This is a genomic window from Pseudomonas sp. AC172, from assembly GCF_979258595.1.
On the sequence record NZ_OZ409868.1, the window covers coordinates 5,200,543 to 5,220,171 of the forward strand.

At 60.5% G+C, this 19,629-nt stretch carries 16 protein-coding genes; 7 read left to right on the forward strand and 9 right to left on the reverse strand.

What is annotated here, in order from left to right; genetic code table 11:
- Positions 1-18: 18 nt before the first annotated feature.
- From pstA to ACZ0A4_RS23610, 4 genes are all read right to left on the reverse strand, one after another.
- Complete coding sequence (gene pstA, locus ACZ0A4_RS23595) at positions 19-1,689, reverse strand: phosphate ABC transporter permease PstA (protein WP_463576530.1); 1,671 nt, start codon at positions 1,687-1,689, stop codon at positions 19-21.
- 16 nt (positions 1,690-1,705) lie between these two features.
- Positions 1,706-3,739, reverse strand: a complete 2,034-nt coding sequence (locus tag ACZ0A4_RS23600) for an ABC transporter permease subunit (protein WP_175555629.1) — start codon at positions 3,737-3,739, stop codon at positions 1,706-1,708.
- A gap of 422 nt (positions 3,740-4,161) precedes the next feature.
- Positions 4,162-5,163, reverse strand: coding sequence for a phosphate ABC transporter substrate-binding protein PstS (locus ACZ0A4_RS23605; protein ID WP_034152107.1), 1,002 nt, complete (start codon positions 5,161-5,163; stop codon positions 4,162-4,164).
- Positions 5,164-5,396: 233 nt separating this feature from the next.
- Positions 5,397-6,695, reverse strand: a complete 1,299-nt coding sequence (locus ACZ0A4_RS23610; RefSeq protein WP_463576531.1) for an MFS transporter — start codon at positions 6,693-6,695, stop codon at positions 5,397-5,399.
- A 375-nt stretch (positions 6,696-7,070) separates the two neighbouring features.
- Here ACZ0A4_RS23610 and ACZ0A4_RS23615 point away from each other — a divergent pair, with 375 nt between their 5' ends.
- Both ACZ0A4_RS23615 and ACZ0A4_RS23620 read left to right on the forward strand, forming a co-directional pair.
- Positions 7,071-7,475 (forward strand): acyl-CoA thioesterase, encoded by a 405-nt coding sequence (locus ACZ0A4_RS23615; RefSeq protein WP_003229628.1) that lies wholly within the window; start codon positions 7,071-7,073, stop codon positions 7,473-7,475.
- A 58-nt stretch (positions 7,476-7,533) separates the two neighbouring features.
- Entirely contained in the window at positions 7,534-8,433 is a 900-nt protein-coding gene (locus ACZ0A4_RS23620; RefSeq protein WP_463576532.1) for a D-hexose-6-phosphate mutarotase, read from the forward strand.
- A gap of 126 nt (positions 8,434-8,559) precedes the next feature.
- Here the strand turns inward: ACZ0A4_RS23620 and ACZ0A4_RS23625 are convergent, their stop codons facing one another.
- The 5 genes from ACZ0A4_RS23625 to ACZ0A4_RS23645 form a co-directional block, all read right to left on the reverse strand.
- Entirely contained in the window at positions 8,560-9,096 is a 537-nt protein-coding gene (locus tag ACZ0A4_RS23625) for a DUF3299 domain-containing protein (RefSeq protein WP_463576533.1), read from the reverse strand.
- A gap of 93 nt (positions 9,097-9,189) precedes the next feature.
- The gene (locus ACZ0A4_RS23630; protein WP_003229635.1) at positions 9,190-9,435 is read right to left on the reverse strand and encodes a GlsB/YeaQ/YmgE family stress response membrane protein; all 246 of its coding nucleotides are present in this window, start codon (positions 9,433-9,435) and stop codon (positions 9,190-9,192) included.
- Positions 9,436-9,545: 110 nt separating this feature from the next.
- Positions 9,546-10,628 carry a 5-(carboxyamino)imidazole ribonucleotide synthase gene (locus ACZ0A4_RS23635; RefSeq protein WP_463576534.1) on the reverse strand — a complete coding sequence of 361 codons (1,083 nt, stop codon included), beginning with the start codon at positions 10,626-10,628 and terminating at the stop codon, positions 9,546-9,548.
- 10 nt (positions 10,629-10,638) lie between these two features.
- Complete coding sequence (gene purE / locus ACZ0A4_RS23640) at positions 10,639-11,130, reverse strand: 5-(carboxyamino)imidazole ribonucleotide mutase (RefSeq protein ID WP_007920220.1); 492 nt, start codon at positions 11,128-11,130, stop codon at positions 10,639-10,641.
- Between the two features lie 332 nt (positions 11,131-11,462).
- Positions 11,463-12,380 carry a LysR substrate-binding domain-containing protein gene (locus tag ACZ0A4_RS23645; RefSeq protein ID WP_463576535.1) on the reverse strand — a complete coding sequence of 306 codons (918 nt, stop codon included), beginning with the start codon at positions 12,378-12,380 and terminating at the stop codon, positions 11,463-11,465.
- Positions 12,381-12,559: 179 nt separating this feature from the next.
- Here ACZ0A4_RS23645 and ACZ0A4_RS23650 point away from each other — a divergent pair, with 179 nt between their 5' ends.
- The 5 genes from ACZ0A4_RS23650 to ACZ0A4_RS23670 all read left to right on the forward strand — a co-directional run bounded on the left by ACZ0A4_RS23650 (position 12,560) and on the right by ACZ0A4_RS23670 (position 19,487).
- Complete coding sequence (locus ACZ0A4_RS23650; protein ID WP_158958425.1) at positions 12,560-13,984, forward strand: aspartate ammonia-lyase; 1,425 nt, start codon at positions 12,560-12,562, stop codon at positions 13,982-13,984.
- A gap of 485 nt (positions 13,985-14,469) precedes the next feature.
- Positions 14,470-15,918, forward strand: coding sequence for an alanine/glycine:cation symporter family protein (locus tag ACZ0A4_RS23655; RefSeq protein ID WP_463576536.1), 1,449 nt, complete (start codon positions 14,470-14,472; stop codon positions 15,916-15,918).
- A 172-nt stretch (positions 15,919-16,090) separates the two neighbouring features.
- Positions 16,091-17,095 (forward strand): asparaginase, encoded by a 1,005-nt coding sequence (locus tag ACZ0A4_RS23660; protein WP_463576537.1) that lies wholly within the window; start codon positions 16,091-16,093, stop codon positions 17,093-17,095.
- A 249-nt stretch (positions 17,096-17,344) separates the two neighbouring features.
- The gene (locus tag ACZ0A4_RS23665) at positions 17,345-18,337 is read left to right on the forward strand and encodes an AraC family transcriptional regulator (protein WP_463576538.1); all 993 of its coding nucleotides are present in this window, start codon (positions 17,345-17,347) and stop codon (positions 18,335-18,337) included.
- Positions 18,338-18,461: 124 nt separating this feature from the next.
- Positions 18,462-19,487 carry a histone deacetylase family protein gene (locus ACZ0A4_RS23670; protein ID WP_463576539.1) on the forward strand — a complete coding sequence of 342 codons (1,026 nt, stop codon included), beginning with the start codon at positions 18,462-18,464 and terminating at the stop codon, positions 19,485-19,487.
- Positions 19,488-19,629 lie beyond the last annotated feature (142 nt).

A 19,629-nucleotide genomic window follows, 5' to 3' on the forward strand; every position in this document is an offset into this window, starting at 1 on the left:
ACAGGGTTCGTGTCGTCCTTAGCTATCCAGTGCTTTGTATTTTTCACGCAGGTGGTTGCGGATATACACCGCCGACAGGTTCAACGTGGCGATCACCAGCACCAGCAACAGCGCCGTGGCGTACACCAGCGGACGCGCCGCCTCGACGTTCGGGCTCTGGAAGCCGACGTCATAGATGTGGAAGCCCAGGTGCATGATTTTCTGGTCCAGGTGCAGGTACGGGTAGTTGCCGTCCACCGGCAGCGACGGCGCCAGTTTCACCACACCCACCAGCATCAGCGGCGCCACTTCACCGGCGGCGCGGGCGACGGCGAGGATCATGCCGGTCATCATCGCCGGGCTGGCCATCGGGATAACGATCTTCCACAAGGTTTCAGCCTTGGTCGCGCCGAGGGCCAAAGAGCCTTCACGCACGGTACGCGGAATACGTGCCAGACCTTCTTCAGTCGCGACGATCACCACCGGCACCGCCAGCAGTGCCAAAGTCAGCGAGGCCCAGAGCAGACCCGGTGTACCGAAGGTCGGCGCCGGCAGCGCTTCGGGGAAGAACAAGCGGTCGACCGAACCACCCAGCACGTAAACGAAGAAGCCCAGACCGAACACGCCGTAAACGATCGCCGGAACACCGGCGAGGTTGTTCACCGCGATACGGATGATCCGAGTCAGGGTGTTCTGCTTGGCGTACTCACGCAGGTACACCGCTGCCAGCACGCCGAACGGGGTGACGATCATCGCCATGATCAACGTCATCATCACGGTGCCGAAGATTGCCGGGAAAATCCCGCCTTCGGTGTTCGCTTCACGCGGGTCGTCGGAGAGGAATTCCCAGATCTTGCCGAAGTAGAAACCGACTTTGGTGAAGGTGCTCATCGCGTTCGGCTGGTAGGCGTGAACCACTTTGCCCAGACCGATTTCAATCTCTTTGCCGTTGGCATCGCGAGCGGTCAAGGCATCGCGGTTGAACTGCGCATGCAGATCGGCCAGACGCGCTTCGATGTCCTGATAACGCGCATTCAGCTCGGCACGCTCGGATTCCATGTCCGCTTGTGCGGTGGCGTCGAGTTTGCCTTCCAGTTCCAGCTTGCGACCGTGCAGACGGATGCGCTCCAGGCCTGCGTTGATCGCACCGATATCAGTCTTTTCCAGCGACTTCAGTTGCGACGCCAGACCGTTCACACGGTTGATCCGCGCTTGCAGCTCAGGCCAGGCCGCCTCGCCCTCGGCGATGACTTTGCCGTCCTGTTTGACGTTGACCAGGTAGCCGTAGAAGTTGCCCCACTCGCGACGTTCGATCGCCATCAGTTCTGGCGGCGTGGTCTGGTTGGTCAGCCACTCGCCGACGATCCAGGTGAAGTCGTTGCCATTCAAATCACGGTTGCCGACCTTGATCAGCTCGCGGGTCATGAATTCCGGACCTTCATCCGGCACCGGCAAACCGGCGCTCTTCAGACGGGCACGGGGTACTTCTTCCTTCTGTACCACCTCACCGATGACCAGGTGATTGGCCTGACCCGGTACGTCGTAATTGGCATGCACCAGATCCGCCGGCCAGAAATGGCCCAGACCGCGCACGGCAATCACGGCCAGCAGGCCAATGGTCATGATGACCGCGATGGACACCGCGCCACCGCTGATCCAGACGCCCGGGGCGCCGCTCTTGAACCATCCTTTCAGGGAGTTCTGTTTCACAGACTTCTACCTTTGCTTAAAGCGACGAGTATTTCTTGCGCAGACGCTGACGAATCAGTTCTGCGAGGGTGTTCATGACGAAGGTGAACAACAGCAACACCAGCGCCGAGAGGAACAGCACGCGGTAGTGGCTGCCGCCGACTTCCGACTCGGGCATTTCCACCGCGACGTTGGCGGCCAGGGTGCGCAGGCCTTCGAACAGGTTCATTTCCATGACCGGGGTGTTACCGGTGGCCATCAGCACGATCATGGTTTCGCCGACCGCACGGCCCATGCCGATCATCAGCGCCGAGAAGATCCCCGGGCTGGCGGTCAGGATCACCACGCGGGTCATGGTCTGCCACGGCGTGGCGCCGAGGGCCAGCGAGCCGAGGGTCAGGCCGCGAGGCACACTGAACACGGCGTCTTCAGCAATCGAGTAGATGTTCGGGATCACCGCAAAACCCATGGCCAGACCGACCACCAGTGCGTTGCGCTGGTCGTAGGTGATGCCCAGATCGTGGGAGATCCACATGCGCATGTCGCCGCCGAAGAACCAGTTCTCCATGAACGGGCTCATGTACAGCGACAGCCAGCCAACGAACAGAATCACCGGAATCAGCAGCGCACTTTCCCAACCGTCCGGGACTTTCAGGCGGATCGATTCAGGCAGACGGCTGAAGGTGAAACCGGCGACCAGAATGCCGATCGGCAACAACATCAGCAGGCTGAAGATGCCCGGCAGATGCCCTTCTACATAAGGTGCGAGGAACAGGCCGGCGAAGAAACCGAGGATCACCGTCGGCATCGCTTCCATCAGCTCGATCACCGGCTTGACCTTGCGGCGCATGCCCGGGGCCATGAAGTAGGCGGTGTAGATCGCCGCGGCAACGGCCAGTGGCGCGGCCAGCAGCATCGCGTAGAACGCGGCTTTCAGGGTGCCGAAGGTCAGTGGCGAGAGGCTCAGTTTCGGTTCGAAATCGGTGTTGGCGGCGGTCGATTGCCAGACGTATTTAGGCTCGTCGTAGTTCTCGTACCAGACCTTGCTCCACAGCGCGCTCCAGGAAACTTCCGGGTGCGGGTTGTCGAGCAGCAATGGTTGCAGCTTGCCGCCGGCTTCGACGATGACACGGTTGGCGCGCGGTGACAGGCCGAATACGCCTTGACCATCGACCACCTGATCAACCAGCAGCGTGCGGTGTGCGGTGCTGTGGAACACGCCGAGCTTGCCGCTGGCATCCAGGGCGAGGAAGCCTTTGCGCCGCTCTTCGGCGGTGATTTCAACGATCGGCGTGGTGCCCATCTGGAAGGTGCGGATCTGCTTCAGGCGCAGCTCGCCATCGGTGTCGCGGGCCATGAACCACTGGGCCAGACCACCCTTGGAGTCGCCGACGATCAGCGAGATGCCACCGACCAGTTGCGTGGTTGCGGTGACTTCGGCGTCAGCGTTTTCCAGCAGTTTGTAGCGACCGTTGAGGCTCTTGTCGCGCAGGCTGAACACATCGGCCTGGGCGCGACCGTTGACCACGTACAGCCACTGCTGGCGCGGGTCGACGAAGATGTTTTTCACCGGTTCAGTCATCTGCGGCAGATCGATACGCTTCTGCTCGTTGGTGACTTCGCCGGTCATCATGTTTTCTTCGCTGGTCAGCGACAACACATTGAGTTGCGAACCGGTCGAACCGACCAGCATCAGCGTCGTGTCGGTGGCATTCAGGCTGACATGCTCCAGCGCACCGCCGGCTTCGTTCAGGGCGATCGGCGTCTCGCCATATGGATACTCGATGGCCGGGCTGATGGTTTTCTTGCCATCGGGGTAGCTGACTTTATAGGTGTGACGGAACACCAGCGCCTGACCGTTGGACAGGCCCACGGCCACCAGCGGATGGCCCGGCTGGTCCTCACCAATGGAAGTCACGGTGGCACCGGCCGGTACCGGCAGATCGACACGCTTCAGCTCAGCGCCACTGTCGATGTCAAAGAACAATGCCTGGCCCTTGTCGGAAACGCGCATGGCCACCTGATTCTGCTCTTCGAGCGAAATCATCAGTGGCTTGCCGGCGTCCTGCATCCAGGCTGGGGTGATCGAGTCTTTCGCGGTCAGGTCGGCACCCTGGAACAGCGGCGCAACCACGTAGGCGAGGAAGAAGAAGATCAGGGTGATGGCTGCCAGCACCGCGAGACCGCCAACGAGGACGTACCAACGGGTGAAGCGATCCTTGAGCGCGCGAATGCGGCGCTTGCGTTGCAGCTCAGGCGTATTGAAATCAATGCGCTTGGGAGGATTAGTAGTCATGTGGGAATTGGCCAGATCATTCATGCGCTCACCCTAGCGATCCTGTATGACAGAAAGATGACAATGCAGTGACGCAGCAAATCCACCGCCAGCGGGACTGGCAGAGGATCAAAAATTTGAGGTGTGGAAAAGGCCGGCCTGCAAGCAGATCCGGCCTTTTACCTGAGTCCGGTGGGGTTCACCCCGGACTCAATTTGTTACTTCTTTGCGACTTCAGCGCCGCCTTCCTGCAGACCCAGGTCAGCCAGTGCTTTTGCAGCAACCTTGGCTGGCAGCGGGATGTAGCCGTCTTTCACTACCACTTCCTGGCCCTGTTTCGACAGCACCAGTTTCACGAACTCAGCTTCCAGCGGAGCCAGAGGCTTGTTCGGGGCTTTGTTGACGTACACGTAGAGGAAACGCGACAGCGGGTACTTGCCGTTCAGGGCGTTTTCTTCGGTGTCTTCGATGAAGTCAGTGCTGCCCTTCTTCGACAGCGCAACGGTTTTCACGCTGGCAGTCTTGTAGCCGATGCCCGAGTAACCGATGCCGTTCAGCGAGGAGCTGATCGACTGCACAACCGACGCCGAACCTGGTTGTTCGTTGACGTTTGGCTTGTAGTCGCCTTTGCACAGGGCTTCTTCTTTGAAGTAGCCGTAGGTGCCGGATACCGAGTTACGACCGAACAGCTGCACTGGCTTGTTGGCCAGGTCGCCAGTCACACCCAGGTCACCCCAGGTTTTCACGTCGGCTTTGGCGCCGCACAGACGAGTGGACGAGAAGATCGCGTCAACCTGTTCCATGGTCAGGTGCTGGATCGGGTTGTCCTTGTGCACGAATACGGCCAAGGCATCCACGGCCACCGGGATAGCGGTTGGCTTATAGCCGTACTTTTGCTCGAAGGCCGCCAGTTCGGTGTCCTTCATCTTGCGGCTCATCGGGCCCAGGTTGGAGGTGCCTTCAGTCAGCGCAGGTGGCGCCGTGGCGGAGCCAGCGGCCTGAATCTGGATATTTACGTTCGGGTATTCTTTTTTGTAGTTCTCAGCCCAGAGGGTCATGAGGTTGGCCAAGGTATCGGAACCGACGCTGGACAGGTTGCCCGACACACCAGTGGTCTTGGTGTAGCTCGGGATAGCAGGGTCAACAGCGGCGAACGCGTTGGCAGTCGCAACGCCAGCAGCGACAAAAGTCATTGCCGCCATCAAACGCTTCAGTTTCATGCCTTACTCCTAGCAGATAGGGTGTGTTAAGTCGGGGCCAAGTATCAGCAGGCCGTGTGAACACTCTATGGCTGAAATATGACAATTGGATGAAAGGCCAGCATTCGGGTTTTACAAGATGATTCGTGGTGCCCTCATTCGCGAGCAGGCTCGCTCCCACAGTTGAAATGCATTCCAAATGTAGGAGCGAGCCTGCTCGCGAAAGGGCCGGTATTACTGGAGGAAATTGCGGATCAGCGCCCCTTCTTCCAGAGCCACGCCCCCACCAGAATCCCCATCGCGCACAGCACCGCCACATAGTAGGCAGGCCCCATCGCACTTTCTTTCAGCAGAAGGCTGACCACCATCGGCGTCAACCCGCCGAAGATCGCGTAAGCCACGTTGTACGAGAACGACAAGCCGCTAAAGCGCACCACCGGCGGAAACGCTTTCACCATCACATACGGCACCGCACCAATCGTGCCGACCAGAAAACCGGTCAGCGCATACAGCGGGAACAGCCAGCTCGGGTGATCGGCGAGGCTGTGATAGAACGTCCATGAGCTGATCAGCAAGCCCAGGCAACCGAACACAAACACGCGGCCGGCACCAAAGCGATCCGCCAGTGCGCCGGAAATGATGCAGCCGATGCTCAGGAACACGATCGCCAGACTGTTCGATTGCAGCGACTCGGTTGGCGAGAAGTGATAGACCGTTTGCAGCACGGTCGGGGTCATCAGGATCACCACAACGATGCCAGCGGAGAGCAACCAGGTCAGCAGCATCGAGATCGCAATCGCCCCGCGATGATCACGCAGCACAGCGCGCAGCGGCACTTCTTCAGCCAAGGCTTTACGCAACTGCAGTTCGGCGAACACTGGGGTTTCGTGCAGCCAGCGGCGCAGGTAGACCGAGAACAGGCCGAACACACCGCCCAGCAGGAAAGGAATCCGCCAGGCGTAATCGGAAACCTCGGCAGGCGTATAAATGCTGTTGATCGCCGTGGCGACCAGCGAGCCGAGCAGAATGCCGGCGGTCAGGCCGCTGGTGAGGGTGCCGCAGGCATAACCCATGTGCTTTTGCGGGACGTGTTCGGAAACGAAGACCCACGCCCCCGGCACTTCCCCGCCAATCGCCGCGCCCTGAATCACCCGCATCAATAAAAGAAGAATCGGCGCCCACATGCCGATCTGCGCATACGTTGGCAGCAGACCCATGATCAGGGTCGGCACGGCCATCATGAAAATGCTCAGGGTGAACATCTTCTTGCGCCCCAGCAGATCACCGAAGTGCGCCATGACGATGCCGCCCAGCGGCCGCGCGAGGTAGCCGGCGGCGAAGATGCCGAAGGTCTGCATCAGGCGCAGCCACTCGGGCATGTCGGCCGGGAAGAACAGCTTGCCGACCACGGTGGCGAAGAAGACGAAGATGATGAAATCGTAGAATTCCAGCGCGCCGCCAAGAGCGGACAGCGACAGAGTCTTGTAGTCATTGCGGGTCAACGGTCGTGCGGGTTGCTCGGGCTGCGCGAGGCTCGAAGGCGCTGTGGTCATGGCAAGGGCTTCTCTTATAGTCGGATCTGCCGCCACAACAACGCTGGCGGTGGCTTGGGCAGGTTCGGCACCATAGCAAATTGTTCGAAAAAGCACATAGAGGCGCGTAATTGACGGTCGAAATGAGAACCGGATGGTCGTCGCGGAGTCTACCGACCGATATACTCGCAACCTGCTCCGGTTTGTAGGGGGTTGCTGTGCGAAAACGTCGTTGGCCCGGCCTTTGCTCGGGATTAGCCGGTTTCGCAGAGTTTCTCCTTAGGCGCCTGATGGAAAACGTGACGAACGTAGTAGGTTCGGTGCTGAATCGTTTTTCCCGAAGACGGCTACCACCCGCAATACCAACAAGAGTCACGGGTCAGAGGCACCCTCGGCATGATAGAGCTCGAACAAGAAGATCCGATCCCGCAAGGCGACCTGGCCTTGCAAATCACCGCACTTCCACGCGAAACCAACGGCTTTGGCGATATTTTCGGCGGCTGGCTGGTGGCGCAGATGGATTTGGCCGGTACCGCAATGGCCAGCCGTGTCGCCGGTGGCCGTGTCGCGACCGTGGCCATCGACCGCATGGCGTTCCTTGTGCCTGTGGCAGTCGGCGCGCAATTGTCCTTTTATACCCAGACCCTGGAAATCGGCCGCAGCTCGATCCAGATGATGGTCGAAGTGTGGAGCGACGATCCGCTGTCCAGCGAGTGGCGTAAAGTGACCGAAGCGGTGTTCGTCTTCGTCGCCATCGACGGCAGCGGCCGCACTCGCTCGGTTCCGCCACGCGCGCGTTAAACCTCGCGGCCGTTTTGCGGTCGATAATCGTCCCAAGTGTCTGATCGAGAGCTGTCCCATGAACACGCCCAACGTTGAAGCGGTGAAACTGGATGAACTGAACTGCTGGCGCATTCGCCACGGTCAGGCCGAAGTGCTGGTGGCCCAGCAAGGCGCGCACATCCTCAGTTATCAGATCGATGGCCAGCCGCCGATCATCTGGCTCAACGACAAGGCCGACTTCAAGACAAGCAAAAGCATTCGCGCCGGCGTGCCGGTGTGCTGGCCGTGGTTCGGCAAGTTCGAACGCAACCCGCAGAGCGTGCAGGCCATGTACACCGGCGAGCAACCGGCACCCGCGCACGGTCTGGTGCGGGCGATGGATTGGGAGCTGGGTGGCATCGAAGCCGAAGAACATGGCATCAAAGTCGAGTTCAAACTGCCCTACCCCGACGGTGGCCTGCCGGGCTGGCCGCATCAGGTCGATCTGACCCTGACCCTGCATTTGTCCGAGCAACTGAGTTTCAGCCTGACCAGCCACAACCGTGGCAGTGACACCGTCAGCCTGAGTCAGGCGCTGCACACTTATTTCGCAGTGAGTGATGTGCGCAATGTGCATGTCGACGGCGTGGATGGCTTGAAGTACATCGAGACGCTGGATGACTGGAAAACCAACAGCCAGCAAGGCGACCTGCAGTTTGCCGGTGAGACCGACCGCATCTACCTCGACGCTCCGCCACAACTGAGCATCGTCGATCCGGCCTGGGAACGGCGCATTGTGCTGACGGCTACCGGTTCACGCACGGCGGTGATCTGGAACCCGTGGATCGACCGCGCGGCAGCGCTGGCGGATATGGATAACGATGGCTGGCAGCGCATGCTGTGCATCGAGACCGCGAACGTGATGGACGACATCGTCACGCTGTCACCGGGGGCGAGCCATACCATGGGCGTCAGCGTCGCGAGCAAATCACTCTAACCAGCACCGCAATACAAAATGTGGGAGCGAGCCTGCTCGCGAAGGCGTTGTATCAGTCGACATTCAAATGTCTGACACACCGCTTTCGCGAGCAAGCTCGCTCCCACAGTTGTTTTGTGGTGACTGTTAGAGATCAGACTCCTGCACCACCCGCACCTTGTCCGCTTCCAGCGCATACGCCGCGTCCGCCAGATCATTGCTGACCTTTTCAACCTTCAGCGTGCCGGTCACCCACAGCGGCGTGTAAATATCGTCCAGCTTCAAACCCTTCGGATAACGCACCAGCACCAGTTGATTCGGCGGCGGTGGCGGCACGTGGATGCACGCGCCCGGATACGGCACGAGGAAGAACAGCGTGCTGCGACCTTTGGCATCGGATTCCAGCGGCACCGGATAACCACCGATGCGGATGTGTTTGTCGTTCATCGACGCCACGGTTTTGGTCGAATACATCACCGCCGGCAGACCTTTGGCCTGTTTCATCCCGCCCTTCTCGGTGAAGGTGCCGGTGGCTTCCGGGGAGTTGTGGTCGATTTCAGGCATGGCCTCGAGGGCCTTTTGATCCGACTTGGGCATCAATTCGAGCCAGTCGGTTTCCGGCAGTTCGCCGGCGTGGGCCAAACCGCTGCCCAGAAAAAAAAGAGTCAACAGAAGACGGCGCATGAAGGTGCTCGGTATAGAAAGGAAGGAACAGTGAATCGCCGAGCATTCTAGCCCTCCCGGCCACTTTGGCAGAGAGGGCTTTGTCGCTTTGGATCAGTTCTTTTTGATCAGGCCGTAGATCACCAGCAACACGATCGCGCCGACCAGTGCGCCGATGAAGCCTGCGCCCTGACCTGCCTGATAAATACCCAGAGCCTGGCCGCCGTAAGTGGCTGCCAGCGAACCGCCGATACCGAGCAGGATGGTCATGATCCAGCCCATGCTGTCATCGCCCGGTTTCAGGAACCGCGCCAGCAGGCCGACGATCAAGCCGATAAAGATGGTTCCGATAATTCCCATGGCAATTCCCTCTCAGTAGTAGATATGCGAAGCCTAGTCAGACTTTGGCATCCTGCCATGAGAGAACGGCGGCCCCTGAATGGTTCCGCCGCTGCCACATGAAACTGCCGTTACTCGGCGATCAGCGCTTCGACCTTGACGATCTGCGCCTGCAGCGTGGCCATGTCGGCGCAACGCAGGTTGGCGTGACCGACCTTGCGCCCGGCCTTGAAGGCTTTGCCGTAGTGATGCAGATGGCAGTCTTCGATGGCGATGACTTTCTCAACCGGCGGTACCACGCCGATGAAGTTGAGCATCGCGCTCTCGCCGACCTTGGCCGTCGAACCCAGCGGCAGGCCGGCAACGGCGCGCAGGTGGTTTTCGAACTGGCTGCACTCGGCGCCTTCGGTGGTCCAGTGCCCGGAGTTGTGCACGCGCGGGGCGATTTCGTTGGCTTTCAGGCCACCGTCGACTTCAAAGAACTCGAACGCCATCACGCCAACGTAGTTCAACTGCTTGAGCACACGGCTCGAGTAGTCTTCGGCCAACGCCTGCAACGGGTGATCGGTGCTGGCCACCGACAGCTTGAGAATGCCGCTGTCGTGGGTGTTGTGCACCAACGGATAGAACCTGGTTTCACCATCACGAGCACGCACAGCGATCAGCGAGACTTCACCGGTGAACGGCACAAAGCCTTCCAACAGGCAGGAGACGCTGCCCAGTTCGGCGAAGGTGTCGACCACGTCTTCCGGCTTGCGCAGGACTTTCTGGCCCTTGCCGTCATAACCCAGGGTGCGGGTTTTCAGCACGGCCGGCAGACCGATCGAAGCCACTGCAGCATCCAGATCGGCTTGCGATTGAATGTCGGCGAAGGCGGGAGTCGGGATGCCCAGATCCTTGAACATGCTCTTTTCGAACCAGCGATCGCGAGCGATGCGCAGAGCTTCGGCGCTCGGGTAGACCGGGACGAATTGCGACAGGAATGCCACGGTTTCGGCCGGGACGCTTTCGAACTCGAAGGTCACCAGATCGACTTCATCGGCGAGTTGGCGCAGATGATCCTGATCGCCGTAATCGGCCCGCAGGTGTTCGCCCAGTGCCGCGGCGCAAGCGTCCGGCGCAGGGTCGAGAAAAGCGAAGTTCATGCCCAGCGAAGTACCCGCCAGGGCCAACATGCGGCCCAACTGGCCGCCACCGATTACACCGATCTTCATCTCAACAACCTCAGGCAATACGTGGGTCTGGATTGTCCAGGACGCTGTCTGTCTGCTCGGCACGGAAGGTTTTCAGCACCGCGTGGAACTGTGGATGCTTGGCACCGAGGATGCTCGCCGAGAGCAAGGCTGCGTTGATTGCGCCGGCCTTGCCGATAGCGAGGGTGGCGACCGGAATGCCTGCTGGCATCTGCACAATCGACAGCAGCGAGTCGACGCCCGAGAGCATGGCCGACTGCACTGGCACGCCCAGCACCGGCAGGTGGGTCTTGGCCGCACACATGCCTGGCAAGTGGGCTGCGCCACCCGCACCGGCGATAATCACCTCGATGCCGCGGCTTTCAGCCTCTTCGGCGTACTGGAACAGCAGATCCGGGGTACGGTGGGCAGAGACCACTTTGACCTCGTACGGGATGCCGAGCTTTTCCAGCATATCGGCGGTGTGGCTAAGGGTGGACCAATCGGACTTGGAGCCCATGATCACGCCAACCAGTGCACTCATCGTCGCGCCTCTTCTCTCTGGAGCGCCAGCAGGCGCGTCATAAAACAACAAGCCACGCAGGTTGCGTGGCTTGATTGTACGAAAAATGGCCGGACGTGCCGGCCGAAGGCCGCGCAGTATACCGCAAAGAAAGCAATAAACAGCCCCCCGCGCGACCATCTGTCATCTGCTGCAAATGCCCGGTTTTATTGACTTGAAGGTCAGCGCAGAGACACCCCCCGATCCCTGTGGGAGCTGGCTTGCCAGCGATGGCGTCGCATCAGTAAAAAGAGAGGGTGACTGACCCTCTGCAATCGCTGGCAAGCCAGCTCCCACAGGGTTTTTCATCAACCTCAGGTTCCGGTTGTACCTTGTGCAGCGCCGCCCTCAAGCTTGCGCCACAACAGGCGAACGTTGGCCTTGCGCACCAGCGCGCAGCGATACAGGCGAATCTCCAGCGGCACATGCCATTGCGGGCCACCGCAGACCACCAGTTCGCCACGCGCCAGCTCAGCACGCACGCTCAGTTGCGGCACCCACGCAATCCCAAGTCCTTCCAGCGCCATGCTTTTCAGGCTGTCAGCCATTGCGGTTTCATAGATGGTGGTGAAGCGCAGCTGACGCTGACGCAGCAAGCCATTCACCGAGCGACCGAGAAACGCCCCAGCGCTATAGGCCAGCAACGGCACGCTCGCCTCCCCTTCAAGATCGAACAACGGCTTGCCATCAACATCCGCCGCGCACACCGGCAACATCTCGGTCTGGCCCAAATGCAACGAGGGGAAAATCTCCGGATCCATTTGCATCGCCGCATCCGGGTCATAGAACGCCAGCATCAGATCGCAGCCGCCTTCACGCAACGCATGCACCGCGTCGCCAACGTTGGTCGCGACCAACCGCGTGGCGATGTTCAAGCCTTCATTACGCAGTTGCGCGATCCAGCGCGGAAAGAAACCCAGGGCCAGCGAGTGAGCGGCAGCGACTTGCATCACCTCGCCCTGCCCGCCTTCCAGATGATGAAGGTGACGCAGCACCTCGCCGAGCTGTTCGACCACGGTGCGTGCGGTCACCAGAAACAGTTGCCCCGCCGCCGTCAGTTCGATCGGCGTGCGCGAGCGATTGACCAGGGTCAGCCCCAGCGCAGCCTCCAGACTGCGGATCCGCCGACTGAACGCCGGCTGGGTCACGAAGCGCCGTTCGGCCGCTTGCGAGAAGCTGCGGGTGGCGGCCAGAGCACTGAAGTCCTCGAGCCATTTGCTTTCCAGATTCATCACGTCCTCCCGGACACGCACCAAAACAGGTCACACGTCTGCCGCACGCGCGGCGTCACATGGGCATTATGCCGAATGTGCATAGGGCAGTGCTTAACAGCATTGGCCCAAAATTTCCCACAAGCCTAGCATCGCAGCGTTCCGGCACAGACCGGGTCCATATCGAGATGATTTCTATCATGTCCTCCGCTGCATCTTTCCGCACAGAAAACGACCTGCTTGGCGCCCTCGAAGTACCGGCTCAAGCGTATTACGGCATCCAGACCCTGCGAGCGGTGAACAACTTCCGTCTCTCCGGCGTTCCGATTTCGCATTACCCGAAACTGGTTGTCGGTCTGGCAATGGTCAAACAGGCCGCTGCTGACGCCAACCGCGAGTTGGGTCACCTGAGCGAAGCCAAGCACGCTGCCATCAGCGAAGCCTGTGCCCGATTGATCCGCGGTGATTACCACGAAGAGTTCGTGGTCGACATGATTCAAGGTGGCGCCGGTACTTCCACCAACATGAACGCCAACGAAGTGATCGCCAACATTGCACTCGAAGCAATGGGCCACGAGAAAGGCGAGTACCAGTTCCTGCACCCGAACGACGACGTCAACATGGCGCAGTCGACCAACGACGCCTACCCAACGGCGATCCGTCTGGGTCTGTTGCTCGGTCACGACACCCTGCTGGCCAGCCTCGACAGCCTGATTCAGGCGTTCGCAGCCAAGGGCAAAGAATTCGATCACGTCCTGAAAATGGGCCGTACCCAGCTGCAAGACGCCGTACCGATGACATTGGGTCAAGAATTCCGTGCCTTCGCCACCACCATGGGCGAAGACCTGGCCCGTCTGAAGACGCTGGCCCCGGAACTGCTGACTGAAGTGAACCTGGGCGGCACCGCGATCGGTACCGGCATCAACGCCGACCCGCGTTATCAAGCGCTGGCGGTACAGCGTCTGGCCCTGATCAGCGGTCAACCGCTGGTTCCAGCCGCCGACCTGATCGAAGCGACTTCCGACATGGGCGCCTTCGTGCTGTTCTCCGGCATGCTCAAGCGCACTGCGGTGAAGCTGTCGAAGATCTGCAACGACCTGCGCCTGTTGTCCAGCGGCCCACGCACCGGCATCAACGAAATCAACCTGCCAGCGCGTCAGCCAGGCAGCTCGATCATGCCCGGCAAGGTCAACCCGGTCATTCCGGAAGCTGTGAACCAGGTTGCGTTCCAGGTCATCGGTAACGACCTGGCGCTGACCATGGCAGCCGAAGGCGGCCAACTGCAGCTGAACGTGATGGAGCCGCTGATCGCTTTCAAGATCTTCGACTCGATCCGCCTGCTGCAACGCGCCATGGACATGCTGCGCGAGCACTGCATCGTCGGCATCACCGCCAACGAAGCGCGCTGCCGTGAACTGGTCGAACACTCGATCGGTCTGGTCACCGCACTGAACCCGTACATCGGCTACAAAAACGCCACCCGTATCGCCGGCCTCGCCCTTGAAAGCGGCCGCGGCGTGCTGGAACTGGTGCGCGAAGAAGGTTTGCTCGACGAAGCCATGCTCGCCGACATCCTGCGCCCGGAAAACATGATTGCTCCACGTCTGGTTCCGCTGAAAGCCTGAACCGACACATTACTTGTAGCACCGCTCACCAGGTCGAGGGACTAGACACCTCTCACCTTTTGAGGGCTTGGGGATTTAGTCCCCAGGCCCTTTTTTTTAACTTCTTTGCGGGCAGGACGTTAAATGTTTTGTTTATTTGATACCGCCAAGATCGCAGCCTTCGGCAGCTCCTACATTGATTGACGTACACCTGTAGAAGCTGCCGAAGGCTGCGATCTTTTGATCTTTCAGCACCCTCGTTTCGTCGCTTGCACCACTACCGTGCAGACGGGCGCGTCACTGATCGGTATAGTGCCGCCCCTCTTCGCATGAGCGGTCGTCGGTAACGAGGCCACAACCCATGTGAAACCCGAACTAATAACAAACCCGCGAAATGGACCGGGACGAAACCTTCGCCTCACCCGTCGTGCCGCGCGCACACCGGTGTAACACGATGTTTCTCCCATCCAGCATTTGCTTACACAATAAACAGCGAGGAAAAATCCATGCTCGAAGTCATTAACGACTTCCTCTCAGGGAAAGTACTGATCGTGCTCATTGTCGGGCTCGGTAGCTACTTCACGATTCGCTCGCGTTTCGTTCAATTGCGTCACTTCTTCCACATGTTCGCGGTGTTCCGCGACAGCCTCAAGGGTAGCGCCGGGCAACTCAGCTCGTTCCAGGCCCTAATGCTCAGCCTTGCCGGCCGCGTCGGTGCAGGCAACATCGCCGGTGTCGGCATCGCCGTGACCTTGGGTGGTCCAGGTGCAGTGTTCTGGATGTGGGTGACCGCACTGGTCGGCATGTCCAGCAGCTTCTTCGAGTGCACCCTGGCCCAAGTCTACAAGCGCGCCGATGGCGACGGCCTGTACCGTGGCGGCCCGGCCTACTACATCCAGCACGGCCTTAAACTCAAAGGCATGGCTGTAGTGTTCTCCGTCCTGCTGCTGGTCACCTACGGCTTCGCCTTCATTGGCCTGCAGTCCTACACCGTGACCCACTCGCTGCAGAACGCGTTTGAATTCAACCCACAACACACCGGTATCGTCCTCGCGGTACTGCTGGCCATCACCTTCATCGGCGGCATCAAGCGCATCGCCTCGGTGTCCGACCTGCTGGTGCCGGTCAAGACGCTGGCCTATATCGGCGTGACCCTGTACGTGATCGGCACCCAGATCGAACACGTGCCAGCCATGCTGGAAACCATCTTCAAGAGCGCCTTCGGCCTCGACCCGGCCTTTGGCGGCCTGCTCGGCAGCGCCATCGTCATGGGCGTGAAGCGTGGCGTGTTCGCCAACGAAGCGGGCCTGGGCAGTGCGCCGAACGTCGCCGCCGTGGCCGCCGTGAAACACCCGGGCGCGCAGGGCGTGGTTCAGGCTTTCAGCGTGTTCCTCGACACCTTCGTGATCTGCACCTGCACCGCGCTGCTGATTCTGCTGTCGGGTTTCTACACCCCGGGCTTCGAAGGTGACGGCATCGTCCTGACCCAGAACTCGCTGGCCGCCGTGGTCGGTGACTGGGGTCGCATGTTCGTCAGCGTCGCGCTGTCGCTGTTCGTCTTCACCTGCATCCTCTACAACTACTACCTGGGCGAAAACAGCCTGCAGTTCCTCACCCGCAACCGCGCCGCGCTGATGATTTTCCGCGGCCTGGTGCTGGCGCTGGTGGTCTGGGGTTCGATGCAGGATCTTTCGACCGTGTTCGCCTTCGCCGACATCACCATGACCTGCCTGGCCTTCGTCAACCTGGTGGCCCTGGCCATGCTGTTCAAGGTCGGCATGCGCGTGATGCGCGACTACGACGGGCAGCGTCGCGCCGGCGTCAAACAGCCGGTGTTCGACTCCAGCAAATTTGCTGATCTGGACCTCGACCTTAAAGCCTGGCCGACCAACCCGTCTGCCGCTGCCGGCAAGACCGAAGCCGAGCCGCAAGGCGTACCTGCAGCGCAACGCTGACAGGTAAATGACGGGCGCATCCCCTGCGCCCGTCAGTTATTGTGGTGCAATAACTTGTAGGAGCGAGCCTGCTCGCGATAGCTGACTTTCAACCAACATCAATGTTGAATGATGAACCGCCATCGCGACCAGGCTCGCTCCCACAAGGACCTCATCCTTCCGGAGAATCCCCATGAATTCGTCGACCTACCCCGCCGCTCAAAACGTCATGGTGCTCTACACCGGCGGCACCATCGGCATGCAGGCCAGCGCCAATGGCCTGGCCCCGGCGTCCGGTTTCGAAGCGCGGATGCGCGAATACCTGCACAGCCAGCCTGAGCTCGTCGTGCCGCAGTGGCGCTTCCGCGAAATGTCGCCGCTGATCGACAGCGCCAACATGACGCCGGCCTATTGGCAGCAATTGCGTGAAGCGGTGGTCGATGCTGTTGATGTGCAAGGCTGCGACAGCGTGCTGATCCTGCACGGCACCGACACCCTGGCTTACAGTGCGGCGGCGATGAGCTTCCAGTTACTGGGGCTGAATGCTCGCGTGTGTTTCACCGGTTCCATGCTGCCTGCCGGTGTTACCGACAGCGATGCCTGGGAAAATCTCGGCGGTGCGCTGGTTGGCCTGGGCCAAGGTCTGGCGCCGGGTGTTCACTTGTACTTCCACGGCGAACTGCTGGCGCCGACCCGTTGCGCGAAAGTGCGTAGCTTTGGCCGTCACCCGTTCAAGCGTCTGGAGCGTCAGGGCGGCGGTGTAAAAGCGCCTTCGATTCCAGCGTCGCTGAATTACACCCAGCCGAAGCAACTGGCCAAGGTTGCCGTGTTGCCACTGTTCCCCGGCATCAGTGCCGAAGTGCTCGACGGCCTCCTCGACAGCGGCATTCAAGGTCTGGTGCTGGAATGCTACGGCAGCGGTACAGGGCCGAGCGACAACCCTGAGTTTCTGGCAAGCCTTGGCCGGGCGCGGGATAACGGCGTGGTGGTGGTTGCCGTGACGCAATGCCATGAGGGTGGCGTCGAGCTGGATGTTTACGAGGCTGGCAGTCGCTTGCGCGGTGTCGGCGTATTGTCCGGTGGCGGCATGACCCGTGAGGCGGCGTTTGGCAAGTTGCACGGGGTGCTCGGTGCGGGGCTGGAACCCGCGGAAGTGCGTCGGCTGATCGAACTGGATTTGTGTGGTGAGTTGCTCTGAGCAAGGCTCTGGAATGGCCCTCACCCTAGCCCTCTCTCGGAGGAAGGGGGGGACTGACCTTAGTGTCTGGCGCTATACGCCGACCTCAAAAAAACAGTCGATTATGGATTCGCCAGCGTTTTTTCAGGTCGGCGTATCTGGCCAATATTCCCCAATCGGCCCCCTCTCCCTTTGGGAGAGGGTTGGGGTGAGGGGCTGCTGCGGCATGCAACTTGCTGCATTCCAGCCATCCTCAGGCTGGAAGATCTTATGCTCCACTCCCACCTCACCACCCTCAACGCCGTCTCGCTGATCCTCAACACCTTCAAAGCCGAAGGCCTGTCGAGCGAAGCGCTGCTGGCCGGCAGCGGGATCAGTGCGGCGGATCTCAGCCGTGCCGACACGCGCATCACCACCAATCAGGAGATGCAGGTCTGCGCCAACGCGGTCGCGCTCAAGCGCGATATCGGTCTGGAATTGGGCCGGCGCATGCATGTTTCCTGCTACGGCATCCTCGGTTACGCACTGTTGACCTGTGCCACCTTCGGTGACGCTTTGCGCCTGGCGATCCGTTATCCGGCTCTGCTGGGAACACTTTTCGAACTGAGTCTGGAAGACGATGGCGAGCACGTCTGGTTCGTCGCCGCCGATTACCGCGAGAGCCCGGCGATGGCGGTGTTCAACGCCGAGTTCTGCCTGGTGTCGTTGAAAGTCATTTGCGATGACTTGCTCGGGCATCCGCTGCCCTTGCGCGCGACGCGGTTCGAGCACGCCGCGCCGGACTATCGCGACAGCTATGCCGAGCACTTCGACAGCCCGCTGCACTTCACCGCCAAGGACAACGCCTTTGCCTTCGACCGCCACTGGCTCGATCAACCGCTGCCGCTGGCCGATCTCATCACTCATCAAGCCATGGCCGAACGCTGCCGCAAGCAGAACCTGGAATTCACCGGGCGTCAGGCGTGGCTGGGGCGGATTCGGCAGCTGCTCAGCGCGCAGTTGAACGCAGCACCGGGGCTGGAAGGTCTGGCGCAACAGATGAAGTGTTCGCCACGCACCTTGCGCCGGCATCTCAAGGACATGGGCAGCAGCTATCAGGAACTGCTCGACGAACTGCGCTTCGAGCGGGCCAAGCAGATGTTGTGTGAGGACCAGTTGCCGATCTACCGCATCGCAGAAACTCTGGGCTTCAGCGAGACAGCGAGCTTCCGCCATGCGTTTGTGCGCTGGAGCGGCGTGGCGCCGAGTCAGTTCAGGACCTGAAGGGGCGAATTTCGGTCATGATTTTTGGCCATATCCATCCCCTTTTGGCCTTTCCTGCCGTTCTCCGATTCAGCTCGCACCGCAACACTGGGAGCAACCGAATCAGCCCTGCGGAGAACAACAAATGCTGACGATCTACTCGGACGATCACCACCTGCACCATGGCCGCTGTGAACTCATCGATGGCCAGCTCAAGCCGTGCTTCGAGATGCCGTCGCGCGCCGACCACGTCCTGCAGCGCGTCGAGAACCAGAACCTCGGCCCGGTCGAGGCGCCACAGGATTTCGGCCTGGAACCCATCGCCCGGATCCACAGCCGCGACTACCTCGACTTCTTCAAAGGCGCATGGGCGCGCTGGACTGAATTCAATACCGACGGTGACTTGCTGCCCTACACCTGGCCGGCGCGCACCCTGCGTGCAATCAAACCGACCAGCCTGCACGGCCAGCTCGGTTACTACAGTTTCGACGGTGGCGCACCGATCACCGCTGGTACCTGGCAAGCGGCCTACAGCGCGGCACAGGTCGCCCTGACCGCACAAGCGCAAATCCAGCGTGGCGCACGCAGCGCCTTCGCCCTGTGCCGCCCACCTGGACACCACGCCGCGAGCGATTTGATGGGCGGTTATTGCTACCTCAACAACGCTGCCATCGCCGCGCAGGCGTTCCTTGATCAGGGCCACAAGAAGGTCGCGATCCTCGACGTCGACTATCACCACGGCAATGGCACGCAGTCGATTTTCTACGAGCGCAGCGACGTGCTGTTCACCTCGATCCACGGCCATCCGGAAGCGGAGTTTCCGTTCTTCCTCGGCTACGACGATGAGCGTGGTGAAGGCGCCGGCGAAGGTTTCAATTTCAACTATCCGCTGCCCGCCGGCTCCGGCTGGGACGTGTGGAGCGCGGCGCTGGATCAGGCCTGCGACGAGATCGACCGCTACGGCGCCGACGTGATTGTCGTGTCGCTCGGCGTCGACACGTTCAAGGACGATCCGATCTCGCAGTTCAAACTCGACAGCCCGGATTATCTGGCGATGGGCAAGCGCATTGCCGCCCTCGGTAAACCGACGCTGTTCGTCATGGAAGGTGGCTACGCCGTAGAAGAAATCGGCATCAATGCGGTGAACGTGCTTGAAGGGTTCGAGCAATAAACGGATTCAAGCCAGACACACAAAACCAGACCTGCCGGTGCGGGTCTTTTTTTGGCCCGCTATATTTATCTACCGCACGCTTCACGCCGCCTGCCTCTACCTTGCCCGGATTCGCCGCCGTCCCGGCGCGCGCCCATCAGTG

Excerpts from the sequence above, each read along its gene's own strand:
- ACZ0A4_RS23635 (WP_463576534.1), bottom strand. The coding sequence starts at position 10,628 with ATGAAGATCGGTGTAATCGGTGGCGGCCAGTTGGGCCGCATGTTGGCC.
- purE (WP_007920220.1), bottom strand. The coding sequence starts at position 11,130 with ATGAGTGCACTGGTTGGCGTGATCATGGGCTCCAAGTCCGATTGGTCC.
- ACZ0A4_RS23660 (WP_463576537.1), top strand. The coding sequence starts at position 16,091 with ATGAATTCGTCGACCTACCCCGCCGCTCAAAACGTCATGGTGCTCTAC.
- ACZ0A4_RS23605 (WP_034152107.1), bottom strand. The coding sequence starts at position 5,163 with ATGAAACTGAAGCGTTTGATGGCGGCAATGACTTTTGTCGCTGCTGGC.
- ACZ0A4_RS23625 (WP_463576533.1), bottom strand. The coding sequence starts at position 9,096 with ATGCGCCGTCTTCTGTTGACTCTTTTTTTTCTGGGCAGCGGTTTGGCC.
- ACZ0A4_RS23620 (WP_463576532.1), top strand. The coding sequence starts at position 7,534 with ATGAACACGCCCAACGTTGAAGCGGTGAAACTGGATGAACTGAACTGC.
- ACZ0A4_RS23610 (WP_463576531.1), bottom strand. The coding sequence starts at position 6,695 with ATGACCACAGCGCCTTCGAGCCTCGCGCAGCCCGAGCAACCCGCACGA.
- ACZ0A4_RS23615 (WP_003229628.1), top strand. The coding sequence starts at position 7,071 with ATGATAGAGCTCGAACAAGAAGATCCGATCCCGCAAGGCGACCTGGCC.
- ACZ0A4_RS23650 (WP_158958425.1), top strand. The coding sequence starts at position 12,560 with ATGTCCTCCGCTGCATCTTTCCGCACAGAAAACGACCTGCTTGGCGCC.
- ACZ0A4_RS23670 (WP_463576539.1), top strand. The coding sequence starts at position 18,462 with ATGCTGACGATCTACTCGGACGATCACCACCTGCACCATGGCCGCTGT.
- ACZ0A4_RS23655 (WP_463576536.1), top strand. The coding sequence starts at position 14,470 with ATGCTCGAAGTCATTAACGACTTCCTCTCAGGGAAAGTACTGATCGTG.
- ACZ0A4_RS23645 (WP_463576535.1), bottom strand. The coding sequence starts at position 12,380 with ATGAATCTGGAAAGCAAATGGCTCGAGGACTTCAGTGCTCTGGCCGCC.
- ACZ0A4_RS23630 (WP_003229635.1), bottom strand. The coding sequence starts at position 9,435 with ATGGGAATTATCGGAACCATCTTTATCGGCTTGATCGTCGGCCTGCTG.
- ACZ0A4_RS23600 (WP_175555629.1), bottom strand. The coding sequence starts at position 3,739 with ATGCAGGACGCCGGCAAGCCACTGATGATTTCGCTCGAAGAGCAGAAT.
- ACZ0A4_RS23665 (WP_463576538.1), top strand. The coding sequence starts at position 17,345 with ATGCTCCACTCCCACCTCACCACCCTCAACGCCGTCTCGCTGATCCTC.